At 62.3% G+C, this 15,025-nt stretch carries 15 protein-coding genes; all 15 read right to left on the bottom strand.

Features of this window, described 5'->3' with window-relative positions:
• Nucleotides 1-4 precede the first annotated feature (4 nt).
• The 15 genes from BM338_RS13545 to BM338_RS13475 all read right to left on the bottom strand — a co-directional run bounded on the left by BM338_RS13545 (nucleotide 5) and on the right by BM338_RS13475 (nucleotide 14,849).
• Entirely contained in the window at nucleotides 5-1,513 is a 1,509-nt protein-coding gene (locus BM338_RS13545) for an NADH-quinone oxidoreductase subunit M (RefSeq protein WP_090451486.1), read from the bottom strand.
• 14 nt (nucleotides 1,514-1,527) lie between these two features.
• Complete coding sequence (gene nuoL / locus BM338_RS13540; protein ID WP_090451484.1) at nucleotides 1,528-3,564, bottom strand: NADH-quinone oxidoreductase subunit L; 2,037 nt, start codon at nucleotides 3,562-3,564, stop codon at nucleotides 1,528-1,530.
• Between the two features lie 4 nt (nucleotides 3,565-3,568).
• Nucleotides 3,569-3,874, bottom strand: a complete 306-nt coding sequence (nuoK, locus tag BM338_RS13535; protein ID WP_026634431.1) for an NADH-quinone oxidoreductase subunit NuoK — start codon at nucleotides 3,872-3,874, stop codon at nucleotides 3,569-3,571.
• A complete protein-coding gene (locus tag BM338_RS13530; RefSeq protein WP_177229345.1) occupies nucleotides 3,871-4,509 on the bottom strand; it encodes an NADH-quinone oxidoreductase subunit J in 639 nt (212 codons plus the stop codon). Before BM338_RS13530 ends, nuoK begins: the two co-directional genes overlap by 4 nt.
• 12 nt (nucleotides 4,510-4,521) lie before the next feature.
• Nucleotides 4,522-5,013: an NADH-quinone oxidoreductase subunit NuoI gene (nuoI, locus tag BM338_RS13525; RefSeq protein ID WP_090451482.1), complete on the bottom strand. Its 492-nt coding sequence runs from the start codon at nucleotides 5,011-5,013 to the stop codon at nucleotides 4,522-4,524.
• A gap of 8 nt (nucleotides 5,014-5,021) precedes the next feature.
• Nucleotides 5,022-6,074: an NADH-quinone oxidoreductase subunit NuoH gene (gene nuoH, locus BM338_RS13520; RefSeq protein WP_090451480.1), complete on the bottom strand. Its 1,053-nt coding sequence runs from the start codon at nucleotides 6,072-6,074 to the stop codon at nucleotides 5,022-5,024.
• 4 nt (nucleotides 6,075-6,078) lie between these two features.
• Complete coding sequence (nuoG, locus tag BM338_RS13515) at nucleotides 6,079-8,406, bottom strand: NADH-quinone oxidoreductase subunit NuoG (RefSeq protein WP_090451478.1); 2,328 nt, start codon at nucleotides 8,404-8,406, stop codon at nucleotides 6,079-6,081.
• Nucleotides 8,403-9,713, bottom strand: a complete 1,311-nt coding sequence (gene nuoF, locus BM338_RS13510; protein WP_090451476.1) for an NADH-quinone oxidoreductase subunit NuoF — start codon at nucleotides 9,711-9,713, stop codon at nucleotides 8,403-8,405. Before nuoF ends, nuoG begins: the two co-directional genes overlap by 4 nt.
• A gap of 12 nt (nucleotides 9,714-9,725) precedes the next feature.
• On the bottom strand, nucleotides 9,726-10,253 hold the full coding sequence (gene nuoE / locus BM338_RS13505; RefSeq protein WP_090451474.1) for an NADH-quinone oxidoreductase subunit NuoE: 528 nt from the start codon (nucleotides 10,251-10,253) through the stop codon (nucleotides 9,726-9,728).
• Nucleotides 10,254-10,272: 19 nt separating this feature from the next.
• The gene (locus tag BM338_RS13500; protein ID WP_090451472.1) at nucleotides 10,273-11,526 is read right to left on the bottom strand and encodes an NADH-quinone oxidoreductase subunit D; all 1,254 of its coding nucleotides are present in this window, start codon (nucleotides 11,524-11,526) and stop codon (nucleotides 10,273-10,275) included.
• Between the two features lie 2 nt (nucleotides 11,527-11,528).
• On the bottom strand, nucleotides 11,529-12,257 hold the full coding sequence (locus tag BM338_RS13495) for an NADH-quinone oxidoreductase subunit C (protein ID WP_090451470.1): 729 nt from the start codon (nucleotides 12,255-12,257) through the stop codon (nucleotides 11,529-11,531).
• Between the two features lie 9 nt (nucleotides 12,258-12,266).
• Nucleotides 12,267-12,824 (bottom strand): NuoB/complex I 20 kDa subunit family protein, encoded by a 558-nt coding sequence (locus BM338_RS13490; RefSeq protein ID WP_090451468.1) that lies wholly within the window; start codon nucleotides 12,822-12,824, stop codon nucleotides 12,267-12,269.
• On the bottom strand, nucleotides 12,815-13,171 hold the full coding sequence (locus BM338_RS13485) for an NADH-quinone oxidoreductase subunit A (protein ID WP_090452529.1): 357 nt from the start codon (nucleotides 13,169-13,171) through the stop codon (nucleotides 12,815-12,817). The genes BM338_RS13490 and BM338_RS13485 overlap by 10 nt, the downstream gene beginning before the upstream one ends.
• 294 nt (nucleotides 13,172-13,465) lie before the next feature.
• Nucleotides 13,466-13,822, bottom strand: coding sequence for a PilZ domain-containing protein (locus tag BM338_RS13480; RefSeq protein WP_090451466.1), 357 nt, complete (start codon nucleotides 13,820-13,822; stop codon nucleotides 13,466-13,468).
• Between the two features lie 118 nt (nucleotides 13,823-13,940).
• Nucleotides 13,941-14,849, bottom strand: coding sequence for a PIG-L deacetylase family protein (locus tag BM338_RS13475; RefSeq protein WP_177229344.1), 909 nt, complete (start codon nucleotides 14,847-14,849; stop codon nucleotides 13,941-13,943).
• Nucleotides 14,850-15,025 lie beyond the last annotated feature (176 nt).

Below are 15,025 nucleotides of genomic sequence, written 5' to 3'. Positions count from 1 at the left end.
ATTCTCAGATCTTGTGGTTGCCAAGCTGCTGCACGAGCTGCGTCACCGAACTGTCCATCAAATGGATCAGCGGCTGCGGCCAGATGCCCAGGGCCAGCACGGCGGCGGCAAAGGCGCCGAGCACGAACAGTTCACGGCCGTTGATGTCCTTCATCTCGGCCACGTGCGGGTTGGTGATGTCGCCCCACAGCACACGCTTGACCATGTACAGCGTGTAGGCCGCGCCAATGATCAGGGTGAACGCCGCGAACAGCGCGATCCACGGGTTGGCCTGGAAACTGGCCAGCACCACCTGGAACTCGCCCACGAAACCGCTGGTGCCCGGCAGGCCGCTGTTGGCCATGGCGAACAGCACGTAGAAGAAGCCGAACCAAGGCATCACGTTGATGACGCCGCCGTAATCCTTGATCTGACGCGTATGCAGGCGGTCATACAGCACACCGATGCAGGAGAACATCGCGCCCGACACGAAGCCGTGCGAAATCATCTGCACCATCGCGCCCTGCATGCCGAGCTTGGCCGCATCCAGATTGCCGGCGCCACGCACCAGCATGAAGGCGATGAAGATGCCCAGGGTGACGAAGCCCATGTGGGCCACAGACGAGTACGCCACCAGCTTCTTCATATCGTCCTGCACCAGGGCGATATAGCCGATATAGACCACCGCGATCAGGCTCAGGCCGATCACCACCCAGGCATAGGCCTCGGAAGCATCCGGCACAATCGGCAGCGAGAAGCGCAGGAAACCGTAGCCACCGATCTTCAGCATCACCGCGGCCAGCACCACCGAACCACCAGTCGGCGCCTCCACGTGAGCATCCGGCAACCAGGTGTGCACCGGCACCATCGGCACCTTCACCGCGAAAGCGGCGAGGAACGCGAAGAACAGCCAGGTCTGCTCCTTCATGTCCAGCGGCAGCGCGGCCAGCGTCTGCAGATCGAACGTACCCGCCTTCAGATACAGGTAGATCAGGCCCACCAGCATGAAGATGGAGCCGAGGAAGGTGTAGATGAAAAACTTCAGCGTCGCATACACGCGGCGCGGACCACCCCAGATACCGATGAGGATGAACATCGGGATCAGCATGGCCTCGAAGAACACGTAGAACAGCAAGGCGTCGGTGGCGCAGAACACGCCAATCATCAGGCCCTCGAGCACCAGCATGGCGGCCATGTACTGATGCGGCTTGTTCTGGATGACTTCCCAGGCGCCGACGATCACCAGGATGCCGACAAAGGTGGTCAGCAGGATCAGCGCGATCGAGATACCGTCCACCGCGAGGCTGTAGTGCACACCGAGCGAGGCGATCCACAGATGATCCTCGGCCAGTTGCTTGGTGCTATCAGCCGCGTTGTATTGCGACAGCAGGTAGAGGCTGAGCACGAAGGTAAGTACGGCGACCAGCAGCGAGATCCACCGCGCAGTGTTCGGTCGGCCGGAGCCGGCCAACAGCACCGGAATGGCGCCGACGATGGGTAGCCAGATCAGCAGGCTGAGCAAGTGATTGAACATGGATCTGGGTTCCCTTATTGCCCGACCAGCCAGTACCCGCCGAGCAGCAGGATCAGGCCGAGAATCATTGCGAAGGCGTAGTGATAGAGGTAGCCGGACTGCAGCGCGCGGAACCCGCGCGCGACGCGCTGGACCAGCGAGGCCGAGCCGTCCACCAGCACACCATCGATCACCGCAGCGTCACCACCCTTCCACAAGGCACGACCCAGCGCGATGCTGCCGCGTGCGAACACGATGTAGTACACCGCGTCGAACCAGTACTTGTGGTTGAGAACGTTGTAGATCGGCTTGAGCGCGTTCTTGATGCGGTCGGCCACGCTTGGGTTAAACAGATAGATGTAGGTTGTGATCACGAAAGCCGCCAGCACCAGCCAGAACGGCAGCTGCGTGAAGCCGTGCAGCGCCATCGCCATCGCACCATGGAACTCGTGGCTCAACTCGCCCAATACATCGTTGGCTTCGTGCACCTGGATGGCACCGCCGAACCAGCCGCCGAACAGCAGTGGCTTGATTGCAAAGAAACCGATCACCAACGACGGAATCGCCAGCAGCACCAGCGGCAGGGTCACCACCCACGGCGACTCCTTCGGAGTCTCGTGCATGATGCCGGCTTCGTGATGACCGTGATCGTCCTTGTGCTCCACATGATGACCGTGGCCATGGTCGTCATGGACCACCGTGAAGCGCTCCTTGCCATGGAAGGTCAGGTACATCTGACGGAAGGTATACAGCGCCGTCACGAAAGCACCCGCCAGCACGCAGAAATAAGCGTAATCGGCACCCCAGCGATGCGACTCGCCCACCGCTTCGATGATCGCGTCCTTCGAGTAGAAGCCCGCGAAAAACGGCACACCGCACAGGGCCAGCGAGCCGATCCACATGGTGATCCAGGTAATCGGCATGTACTTGCGCAGGCCGCCCATGTAGCGCATGTCCTGCTCATGGTGCATGGCGATGATCACCGAGCCCGCGCCCAGGAACAGCAGCGCCTTGAAGAAGGCGTGGGTCATCAGATGGAACACCGCACCGGCGTAAGCCGACACGCCCAGCGCCACCGTCATGTAACCGAGCTGCGACAGCGTTGAATACGCCACCACGCGCTTGATGTCGTTCTGCACGATGCCGATCAGGCCGGTGAACAGCGCGCCGGTGGCACCGATGATCATCACGAAGCTGAGCGCGGACTCCGACAGCTCGAAGATCGGCGACATGCGGGCGACCATGAAGATGCCCGCGGTCACCATAGTGGCTGCATGAATCAGCGCGGAGATCGGGGTGGGGCCTTCCATCGAATCAGGCAGCCACACATGCAGCGGCACCTGCGCCGACTTGCCCATCGCGCCAATGAACAGCAATACGCAGATCACCGTAGCGGCATCCCAATGCGTGTTCTGGGTGATCTGCAGGGTCTTGCCAACCAGGCTGTCCGCACTGCCGAAGGCCGTGGCGTAGTCCAGCGTACCCAGGAAATACAGCACCGCCGCAATACCCAGCAGAAAGCCGAAGTCACCCACGCGATTGACCAGAAAGGCCTTGAGGTTGGCGAAGATCGCGGTCGGGCGCTTGTACCAGAAGCCAATCAGCAGGTACGACACCAGGCCCACGGCTTCCCAGCCGAAGAACAGCTGCATGAAGTTGTTGCTCATCACGAGCATCAACATCGAGAAGGTGAACAGCGAGATGTAGCTGAAGAAGCGCTGGTAGCCCGCATCCTCGTGCATGTAGCCGATGGTGTAGATATGCACCAGCAGCGACACGAAGGTCACCACCACCATCATCATGGCGGTGAGCTTGTCGATCAGGAAACCGACGCTGGCCGTGTACTTGCCGATCTCGAACCAGGTGTAGATGTTGTGGTTGTAGATCTGAGCCGCGCCGGTGCACAGCAGATACAGCACATACATCGACAGGCCGCAGGAGATCGCCACGCCCAGGATGGTTGCGGTGTGCGAGCCGGCGCGGCCGATGACCTTGCCCAGGAAGCCGGCCAGCAGGCAGCCGACGAGCGGTGCCAGCGCGATGGTCAGCAGTATGGAGGTAGACAGTTCCATCGGCTCAGCCCTTCATGCTGTCAATTTCGGCGATATTGATCGTGCTGCGATTGCGGAACAGCAACACCAGGATCGCCAGGCCGATAGCGGTTTCCGCCGCAGCCACTGTGAGAATGAAGAACACGAACACCTGCCCCGCCACGTCGCCGAGGAAACGCGAGAAGGCCACGAAGTTGATGTTCACTGCCAGCAGCATCAGCTCGATCGACATCAGCAGCACGATGACGTTCTTGCGGTTGATGAACAGGCTGGCCACCGCGATGCAGAACAGCACCGCGCCGAGCACGATGAAGTGCGAAAGCGTGATCACGGCGTGGTCTCCTGGTTCGGGGCCGGACGCTCGGCCGCCATTTTCACGATACGGATGCGATCGGCAGGCTTGATGCTGACCTGCTGTGCCGCGGTCTGGTGACGCGGGCCCTTGCGATGGCGCAGGGTCAGTGCAACCGCCGCCACCACGCCTACGGTCAGGATCAGTGCGGCAATTTCGAACGGCAGCAGGAACTGCGTGTAGAGCGCATGGCCCAGCCATTCGGTATTGGACACGCCAGCCACTGTGGCTGGATTGGGCCCCATCACCGCCATGTGCATGGCGCGCACGCCAATCAGCGCAAGCATTTCACCCAGCATGACCAGGGCGACGATGATGCCCACCGGCAGATACCGGATGAACCCTTCGCGGACATGCTCTTGCTTGATGTCGAGCATCATCACCACGAACAGGAACAGCACCATCACGGCGCCGACGTAGACCACGATCAGGGCAATAGCGAGAAACTCGGCCTCCGCCAGCAGCCAAATGCAGGCTGTGCTGAAGAAGGTAAGCACCAGCGACAGCACGGCGTGCACCGTATTGCGCAAGGTGATCACACCCAGCGCGGCACCCACGGTGACTGCCGCGAAGGCGTAGAAGCAGACGAGTTGGAACATTTGAGGATCGATCATGATGTCCCTGCCTCAGCGATACGCGGCGTCTTGCGAGCGAGCGGCGGCGATCTCATGCTCGAAGCGGTCGCCGATGGCGAGCAGCTGCGTCTTGGTCACCACGTTTTCGCCACGCTTTTCGAAGTGGTATTCGTGCACGTGCGTCTCCACGATCGAATCGACCGGGCAGCTTTCTTCGCAGAAGCCGCAGAAGATGCACTTGAACAGATCAATGTCATACCGCGTGGTGCGGCGCTGGCCGTCACTCTCGCGCGGAGCCGAATCGATGGTGATCGCCAGCGCCGGGCACACCGCCTCGCACAGCTTGCACGCGATGCAACGCTCTTCGCCGTTGGCGTAACGGCGCAGGGCATGCAGGCCGCGGAAGCGGTTGGACTTGGGGATGTGCTCCATCGGGTAGCGCATCGTGTACTTCGGGCTGAACATGTAACGCATGGTCAGGCCCATGCCTTTGAACAGCTCGATGAGCAGCAGGCTTTTGAAATAGTTGCTAATACCGGACATGATTTTCTTCAGCCTCCCGTGCCGATGCTGACCCAGCCGAAATACTTCATGCAGCCGGCGACGAGGACCCAGACGATGGTGATGGGGATAAATACCTTCCAGCCGAGACGCATGATCTGGTCATAGCGATAGCGCGGGAAGCTGGCGCGGAACCAAAGGAACATGAAGGCAAAGATGAAGGCCTTGATGAACAGCCAGATGAAACCGCCGGTCCAGATCCAGTTAATCCATGGCGACACATCGGCGGTGATCACACCCTGTAGCGGACTCATCCAGCCACCCATGAACAGCACCGAGGCCAGGAAGCTGATCAGGATCATGTTGGCGTATTCGGCCAAGAAGAAGATCGCGAACGCCGAACCGGAGTACTCCACGTGGAAGCCGGCCACAATCTCCGACTCGCCTTCCGCCACGTCGAATGGTGCTCGGTTGGTTTCGGCCACGCCGGAGATGAAATAGATCACGAACACCGGCAGTAGCGGCCACATGAACCAGTCGAAGATGCCCTTATGGCCCACCTGGGCATGCACGATGTCGGTAAGGTTCAACGAACCCGCCAGCACCAGCACGCAAACCAGGCACAAGCCCATTGCCAACTCGTACGAGATCACCTGCGCCGCCGAGCGCATGGCACCCAGCAAAGCGTAACGCGAGTTGGAAGCCCAGCCGGCGAGGATGATGCCGTAGACGCCGAGCGAGGTCATCGCCAACAGATACAGCACGCCAGCATTGGCGTTCGACAGCACCATTTTCTCGCTGAACGGAAGGACCGCCCAGGCAGCCAACGCGGGAATCAGTGCGAGCAACGGCGCAAGGTAGTACAGGAACTTGTTCGCGTTGGTCGGAAGGATCACTTCCTTGAGCAGCAACTTGACCACGTCGGCGAAGGCTTGCAGCAAGCCCAAAGGACCGATTTTGTTCGGCCCCAGGCGCACGTGCATCCAGCCGATGACTTTGCGCTCCCAGTACACAAACATCGCCACTGCAATGATCAGCGGCAGCACAATGGCTACGATGTAGAGGACCGGCAGGACAATCTGAGTCCAGATCTGTTCGCCCATGTGCTTACGCCTTGCTCAGAGTGATGGCCGCGCCGTAAGGCGGCAGCGTGGCGGTGAGATCGTGCGCAGCCTCGATCCACACGGCGCCATCCGGCACCGAAGCATCGACCACCAGCGGCAGCGAGATATTGCCGACGCGCACCGAGGCGCCATCGGCCAGGCCCTGACGCTGCGCTTCGGCAGTGTTGAGGCGCACGGCTGGCGCACGGTTCAACGGATGTGCGCTGAGTGCCGAAGCGCGACGCAGCACCGCGTCGGTGCGATAGATCGGCCAGGTAGCCAAGCGGCTGAGACCGGCAACCGCGACACGCTCAGCCAAACCTCCGCGCGACGTGGAAGCGCGGTCGACGATGCCTTCGCGCAAACCAGCCAGATCGTCGAACTCGAAACCAGCCAGCTTCAGCGCGCCACCCAGGGCACGCAGCACCTTCCAGCCCGGACGTGCATCACCCGGCGCCTTGGCGCCAGCAGCCACGCTCTGCGCGAGGCCATCGACGTTGACCAGGGTTCCGTCGATTTCCGGCAGCAGTGCGATCGGCAGGATCACATCGGCCACCTCACGCAGCGCAGAGCTGGCGTAGGCAGTGAACGCCACTACGCGCTCAGCGGCATGAAGCGCATTGATGGCAGCGGCACCATCGGCGACGTCGTGCGGCAATTCCACGCCATACAACACATAGGCCTTGCGCGGCTGAGCCAGCATGGCCTGCGCATCGAGGCCACCGTTGCCCGGCAGCACGCCGACGCGAGCCAAGCCCAGCGCATTTGCGCCGACCGGCAGCTCGTTGTAACCAGCACCCGTCGCTTCAGCGATGAACCGGGCCACAGCACGCAGCCAGGAAGCCTGCGGATGCGTGACTGCCGCCTCGCCCATGATCACCGCTGCTTTGCCCGCCTTGAGCGCGGCGATGGCGTCGCGGTCACCGGCATCGGCATTCGCACTGTTGATCGCGGCAGCCAGCGCAGCAGGTGCAATGGCACCGGCTTCGACCGCCGCCTTGGCCAGCGCCAGCAGCGCATCGACCATGGCATGCGGCGCGACGATCTCTTCGCCCGCCAGCTTGTAGTTGAAGTTGAAGCTCGCCGGATTGACGGCGTAAACCTTGGCGCCCTTCTTCACCGCCTGATGCACGCGGTGGTTCAGCAGCGGCAGCTCGTGACGCAGGTCGGAGCCGACCAGCAGCGCGGCCTTCACCTGGTCCAGCTCGGCCACCGGCAGGCCAAAGGCTTGCGCGGACGCGTTGTCGGCGAAGTCGAGCTGGCGCACGCGATGATCAACATGCGCGCTACCCAGGCCGCGGGCCAGGCGCACCAGCAGGTCGCCCTCTTCATTCGACGTGGCCGGATGCACCAGCACACCCAGTTCGCTACCCGGGGCCTTGGTCAGCGCTTCGCCGGCGACGGCAAGAGCGTCTTCCCAAGTGGTCGTCTGCCACTGGCCATTGCGCTTGACCTGCGGCGCGCTGACACGATCTGCGGCATACAAGCCCTGATGGCTGTAGCGGTCACGGTCGGACAGCCAGCACTCGTTGATCGATTCGTTGTCGCGCGGAACGGCGCGCAGCACTTCACCGCGGCGCGTATGCAGCCACAGATTGGAGCCCAGCGCGTCGTGATAGCCGATGGACGGCTTGGCGATCAGTTCCCAGGCGCGCGCCTGGAACTGGAACGGCTTGTTGGTGAGCGCACCGACCGGACAAACGTCGATGATGTTGCCCGACAGTTCCGTCTCGATCGTCTTGCCGATGTAGGTGCCGATCTGCAGGTTGTCGCCACGGCTCATGCCACCCAGCTCGTAGGTACCGGCGATCTCGCTGGTGAAGCGCACGCAGCGCGTGCACTGGATGCAGCGGGTCATTTCGGTAGCGACCAGCGGGCCGAGATTTTCATCAGCGATGGTGCGTTTGCGCTCGGTGTAGCGCGACACGCTGCGGCCGTAGCCCAAGGCCACGTCCTGCAACTCGCACTCGCCGCCCTGATCGCAGATCGGGCAGTCGAGTGGATGGTTGATCAGCAGGAACTCCATCACGTCGCGCTGATACTTCAACGCGGTGCCCGTGCGGGTCTGCACCTTCATGCCTTCGGCGACCGGCGTGGCGCAAGCTGGCTGCGGCTTGGGCATCGGCTTGCCGCCCATTTCCACTTCCACCAGGCACATGCGGCAGTTGGCGGCGATGGGAAGCTTGCGGTGATAGCAGAAGCGCGGAATCGACACGCCGATCGCATCGGCGGCTTCGATGATCATCGCGCCCTTGCGGATCTGCGTCGGCTTGCCGTCGATCTCGATGTTCAGCAGATCGGGGGCGGTGGTGTTGACGGGCTGCGCACTCATGCAGCGGCTCCCAGCTTGTCGTCGACGATGGAGCGACCGTTGACGATGTAGTACTCGAATTCATCCCAGAACTGGCGCAGGAAGCCCTGCACCGGCCACGCGGCGGCTTCGCCGAACGCGCAGATGGTGTGGCCTTCGATCTGGCCGGCGATGGCCTTCAGGCGATGCAGGTCGTCCATCGTGCCCTTGCCTTCCACGATGCGGTCCAGCACGCGGTGCATCCAGCCGGTGCCTTCGCGGCACGGCGTGCACTGTCCGCAGGATTCTTTATGGAAGAACTGCGAGATGCGGCGGGTGAAGCGCACCGTGCAGACGGTGTCGTCCAGCACCACGATGGCGCCGGAGCCGAGACCCGTCTTGAGATCGCGCAAGGTGTCGTAATCGAAAGGCAGGCCCTTCAGCTGCTCGGCGCGCAGCACCGGCATGGATACGCCACCCGGAACCGCGCCCTTCAGGGTGCGACCCGGACGCAGGCCACCGGCCATTTCCAGCAGTTCGTCAAAGGTGGTGCCGAGCGGCACTTCGAAATTGCCGCCCTTCTGCACGCAACCGGAGACCGAGAAAATCTTCGGGCCACCGTTCTTGGTCTTGCTCTGCGCCAGGAACCAATCCGCGCCCTTGCGCAGAATGGCCGGCACCGAGGCGTAGGTTTCGGTGTTGTTGATGGTCGACGGCTTACCGTACAGGCCGAAGTTGGCCGGGAACGGCGGCTTGAAGCGCGGCTGGCCCTTCTTGCCTTCCAGCGACTCCATCAGCGCGGTTTCTTCACCGCAGATGTAGGCACCGGCGCCGAGCGCACCGTAGATATCGACGTCGATACCGGTGCCCTGGATGTTCTTGCCCAGCAGGCCGGCCGCGTAAGCTTCCTTCAGCGCCTCTTCGAAGTGCTCGAAAGGCTCGTGATGGAATTCGCCTCGCAGGTAGTTGTAGGCCGCTGTGGAACCCGTGCAGTAGCACGCGATGGCCATACCCTCGATCACCGAATGCGGGTTGAAGCGCAGGATGTCGCGATCCTTGCAGGTACCCGGCTCCGACTCGTCGGAGTTGCAGAGGATGTACTTCTGCATGGTGCCCTTCGGCATGAAGGACCACTTCAGGCCAGTCGGGAAACCTGCGCCGCCGCGGCCGCGCAGGTTGCTCTTCTTGATTTCTTCGATCAGCGTGTTCGGATCGGGCTTCTCGGCGAGGATCTTCTTCCACGCTTCATAGCCACCGACCTGGGTGTAGCTGTCCATCGCCCACGGCTTGTCGAAATGCAGCGTGGTGTAGACGACCTGATGTTCCTGGGGTGCCGGACCGTATGCCATGACGCCCTGCCCTTACTTGAGACCGTCGAGGATCTCGTCGATCTTTTCGATCGACAGACGCTCGTGGTAGTGACCATTGACGGTCATCGCCGGCGCGCAGGCGCAGGCGGCGATGCATTCTTCTTCGCGCTTGAGATAGACGCGGCCATCCGGCGTACTTTCGCCGAGCTTGACGCCGAGCTTCTTCTCGCAATGCTTTACCAGATCCTCGGCGCCGTTGAGCCAGCACGAGATATTGGTGCAGATCGCCACGTTGTTGCGGCCGACCGGCTTGGTCTCCAGCATCGAGTAGAAGCTGGCGACCTCATAGGCCCACACGGCCGGCAGGTCGAGATACTTCGAGACGGCAGTAATCAGCTCGTCGGTAAGGAAGCCCTGGTTCTGCTCCTGCGCCGCGAACAACGCCTGGATCAGCGCCGAGCGCTTGCGATCCGGCGGAAACTTGGCCACCCACTCATCGATGTGATGGCGGGTGTGCTCGGTGAGTACGGCAAGCGGGTCGACGTTCTTGACCTGCTCGTAATTTCCGGTGGCTTTCATGAGTTCTTATCCTCCGGGCTCAGCGATCGACTTCGCCGAACACGAGGTCATAGGTGCCGATCATCGCCACCACGTCGGCCAGCATGTGGCCACTCACGATGGGATCGATCGACGACAGATGGGCAAAGCCCGGCGCGCGCAGATGCACGCGGAACGGCTTGTTGGCACCGTCGGAGACGAGGTAGCAGCCGAACTCGCCCTTGGGCGCCTCGACCGCAGCATAAGTCTCGCCGGCCGGCACGCCGTAGCCTTCGGTAAACAGTTTGAAGTGATGGATGAGGGCTTCCATGTCCTCCTTCATGGCCTCGCGCCTGGGCGGCGCGACCTTGAAGTTCTCCACCATCACCGGACCCGGGTTGGCTTTCAGCCACTTCACGCATTGCTGGATGATGCGGTTGGACTGGCGCATCTCTTCCACGCGCACCAGATAGCGGTCGTAGCAGTCGCCGTTGACGCCCACCGGGATGTCGAAATCCATCTCGGCGTACTTGGCGTACGGCTGCTTCTTGCGCAGATCCCAGGCCACACCCGAGCCGCGGATCATCGCGCCGGTCATACCCCACTGCTGCGCCAGCTCCGGCGAGATCACGCCGATGCCGACGGTGCGCTGCTTCCAGATACGGTTGTTGGTGAGCAGTTCCTCGTACTCGTCCACCTTCGACGGGAAGTCGGCGGTGAAGGCCTCGAGGTAGTCGAGCATGGAACCTTCGCGCCAGCTGTTGAGGCGCTTGAGGTCATTGCCCTTGTGCCACGGCGACTCGCGGTACTGCGACATCTTGCCCGGCAGATCGCGATACACGCCGCCCGGACGGTAGTACGTCGCGTGCATGCGCGCGCCCGACACCGCCTCGTAGACGTCCATCAATTCTTCGCGTTCGCGGAAGGCGTACAGGAACACCGCCATCGCACCCAGATCGAGCGCGTTCGAGCCAATCCACATCAGGTGATTCAGGATGCGGGTGATCTCGTCGAACATGGTGCGGATGTACTGCGCACGCTCCGGCGCTTCGATACCCATGAGGGTTTCGATGGCTTTCACATAAGCGTGCTCGTTGCACATCATCGACACATAGTCGAGACGATCCATGTAACCGATGGATTGGTTGAATGGCTTCGACTCGGCCAGCTTCTCGGTGCCGCGATGGAGCAGACCGACGTGCGGATCGGCACGGACAATGGTCTCGCCGTCCATCTCCAGCACCAGGCGCAGCACACCGTGCGCGGCCGGATGCTGCGGCCCGAAGTTCATCGTGTAATTGCGGATTTCCTGCATGCTCAATTCTCCCGCCAGTTATCGGCGGCTTCGGCCTTGGCCTGCACCAGGTCGGCGTCGTCACGGATCACGCGCGGCACCAGCACGCGCGGCTCGATCGACACGGGTTCGTAGACGACGCGTTTCTGCTCTGGGTCGTAGCGCACTTCGACGTTGCCGATCAGCGGGAAGTCTTTGCGGAACGGATGGCCGACGAAACCGTAGTCGGTCAGGATGCGGCGCAGGTCCGGATGGCCTTCGAAAATAATGCCGTACAGGTCGAACGCCTCGCGCTCGAACCAGTTGGAACCCGCCCACACACCGGTCACCGACGGCACCACCGGCAGCGAGTCGTCTTCGCAGAAGACCCGCAGGCGCAGGCGATGATTGTTCTCGATCGACAGCAGATGGATCACCGCCGCGAAACGACGCGGCTGATTGACGTCGCGCGGACGGTCGGCCCATTTGAAGCGGCCCATCGCCTCGCCTTCCACACCGCGCGAAAAGCCGGTGCCGGAGACAGTCTCGGTATCCCACTCGGTCTGGCCATAGCCAAGGTAATCGATGCCGCAGAGATCGACCATTTCGCCGAAGCTGAAAACCGATTCGTCACGCAGTGCCTTGGCTACTGCGATCAGATCGGCAGCGGCCACTTCGGCGGTGACTTCGTTGCGGACAGTGGAGATTTTCAGCGTGTCGCCGAATCGCGCGGATAGGCGCTCGGCCAGCGAGTTCATTTGCGTTTCGCTCATGGCTGGGCCTCAGGACCGCGCGATGGTGCTGGTGCGGCGGATCTTCTTCTGCAACTGCAGAATGCCGTGGATCAGTGCTTCGGCCGTGGGCGGGCAGCCCGGCACGTAGATGTCCACCGGCACGATGCGATCGCAGCCGCGCACCACGGAATAGGAGTAGTGGTAATAGCCGCCGCCGTTGGCGCAGCTACCCATGGAGATGACCCACTTCGGGTCGGGCATCTGGTCGTAGACCTTGCGCAGCGCCGGGGCCATTTTGTTGACCAGGGTGCCGGCCACGATCATCACGTCGGACTGGCGCGGACTCGGGCGGAAGATCACGCCATAGCGATCCAGATCCAGGCGCGCGGCGCCGGCATGCATCATCTCGACAGCGCAACAGGCCAGACCGAAGGTCATCGGCCACATCGAACCGGTACGCGCCCAATTCATCAGCGCATCGACGCTGGTGGTGGCGAAGCCGCGCTGGATGACAGGGTTGTCGCCGGCGGGACGCAGGATGTCGTCCACCAGGTTCAACGGCTGCGGGTTATGCATCACCCGATCAAGAGAGGAGATCACTCCCATTCCAGCGCTCCCTTCTTCCACACGTAAGCAAAACCGACGACCAGGAGCAGCAGGAACAGCGCCATCTCGATGAGCGCGATGATGCCGATCTTGTCGAACACCACGGCCCACGGAAACAGGAAGGCAATTTCCAGGTCGAAAATAATGAAGAGGATCGCCAGCAGGTAATAGCGCACGTCGAAGCGCATGCGCGCATCCTCGAAAGCCTCAAAGCCGCACTCATAGGGCGCGAGCTTCTCGGAATCGGGCCGGCTGGGACCGGCGAGCAGGCCGATGGCCAGCAGGACCAGACCTAAACCTGTGGCGACGCCGATAAACAGCAGAATGGGCCAGTATTCGGCAAGCACGATGTAACGTACCTCCGCGCCATCGAGGCGCATCAGTGACCGTCGGGGTAAACGGTCCGGCAACTGGGATCGGCAGGCCCACAAGGGCCATGGGCTATCCAGCCACGATCGCACGCGATGAAGCCACGAGCGTCCGACTTTCCACGATCGAATTCGGGAATCGGGACATTGTATCAGTGCGCTTAACAACAACAAGCCTTGGCTGCTATTTCGCAGCGTCCCGGCATCGAAATTGCAGCCACGGGAATGGACCTTGTCGCGCAAGGCACGACAAGGTCGCGTCAACACAACGCGTTACATGGTGTGCGTGGCACGCTCCGAGCCGGTCATGCCGGCCAGGATGTTCTCGATGCGGGCCCTTGCGACCTCACCATCGGAGGAGTCATTGAATTGCACCCCGATTCCCGCCGTGCGGTTGCCTTGGGCGCCCACTGGCGTGACCCAGACCACCTTACCCGCCACCGACAGGCGCTCGCCCTCATCGGCCAGGTTCACCAGCAATACCACTTCGTCGCCCAGCGAATAACTCTGCGCCGTAGGCGCAAACAGGCCGCCATGCTTCAGGAACGGCATGTACGCGTTATAGAGCGCGGCCGTGTCCTTGATCTTCAGCGAAATAATGCCCTGACGGGCGGCAATGGCCGGATTCATGCCTGCTCCTGCGGGCCGTGGGCGGAAACGGCCCGATGCGCGGCATCGTAACGAGCGGCGGCGCCGGGCGTAAAGCGAAAAAGGCGATGCGTGGGAGCTGCCTCACATACCGGCCCGCCTATAGCTCGCACCATCCCCAGCGGTCAAAAATCCAGGGCGACGGCAGATCCATGTGCAATTTCGCAAAACGCGGACCTTCCGGCGCCGGCAAGCGGAGCACGTACTGCCCCGCCCTGTCCCGCTCCAATGGGGCGTCACCCAAGGACCAACTATGCACTCCCCCTCGATCGGCGACGGTCAATTTGAGCCAGGGCCACAGGACTGACGAAGGCTGCCAGGGCAGGCTTTGCCTCGCAATCCCCATCTCGCGGTAGTGCTCTGGCCGGTCTGCCAAGCGGTGCATGCGCGCACCGCTGAGCGCCATCTGGCTGTGATGCTGGCGCAAAGCATCCAACTTGTTCCCATGGATATCCGCCGAGGTCTCCAGCTGGACCAGTGCGCCCTGATCCTCGGCATGACCATGAACGAGATAGCTCAGCAGCCGCGAGCTGCCGCCCTCCCATTGCGCCACGGCCAGTCGCGTCAGCACATGAGCGGCGCTGTGATCCGGGTGGCGGTCGGCCAGCGCGGGAAACACGATGAGATTGGGACGGAATGCATCCAGCCGTGCCGTCCAGTGCCGCAACATCCCCGGCAGATCGCTTCGCAGCGTACGGGTGACGCCCATGTCCGGCAAACCCAGGGCATGCATCGCCTCCTGCGGCAAGCCGAGCTGGCGCAGAGCCAGCTCCACTTCGCCACGCCGACGCAGCCCCCAGCGTTCGCGTTCAGCCGCGCCGATGCGCAGGCGCCGCTCGAGCCAGCGCTGCGGCCAGGGGTTGTTGTCGCCATCGGTGAGCAACAGGATGTTCGCAGCACCGCCCGCAGCACGGACGTGCTGGATCAGCTCACCGGTGGCGATCGACTCATCATCCGGATGGGGCGCTATCACCAGCAGGCGCGTCTGCGCGTCCAGCCTCAACGACATGCGGAGGTACTCCCCGCCTGGTATGGCGAGACAGCGACAAATCCGGAGGTCGCCCGCCGGCCTCCCCCCCATGCCTGGCGGCGGAGCGGGATCAACGGCTGTCCGATGTTCGCGTCGAGACGATGCGGTCCCACTCCACACTCCCAATGATCACCCAGGGCATCGCTGTTAAAAGT

It is taken from the genome of Dyella sp. OK004 (genome assembly GCF_900114495.1).
Classification (GTDB): Bacteria; Pseudomonadota; Gammaproteobacteria; order Xanthomonadales; family Rhodanobacteraceae; genus Dyella_D.
The sequence above is the reverse complement of the archived record's forward strand: the minus strand, read 5'-3'. Positions and strand labels throughout refer to the sequence as shown.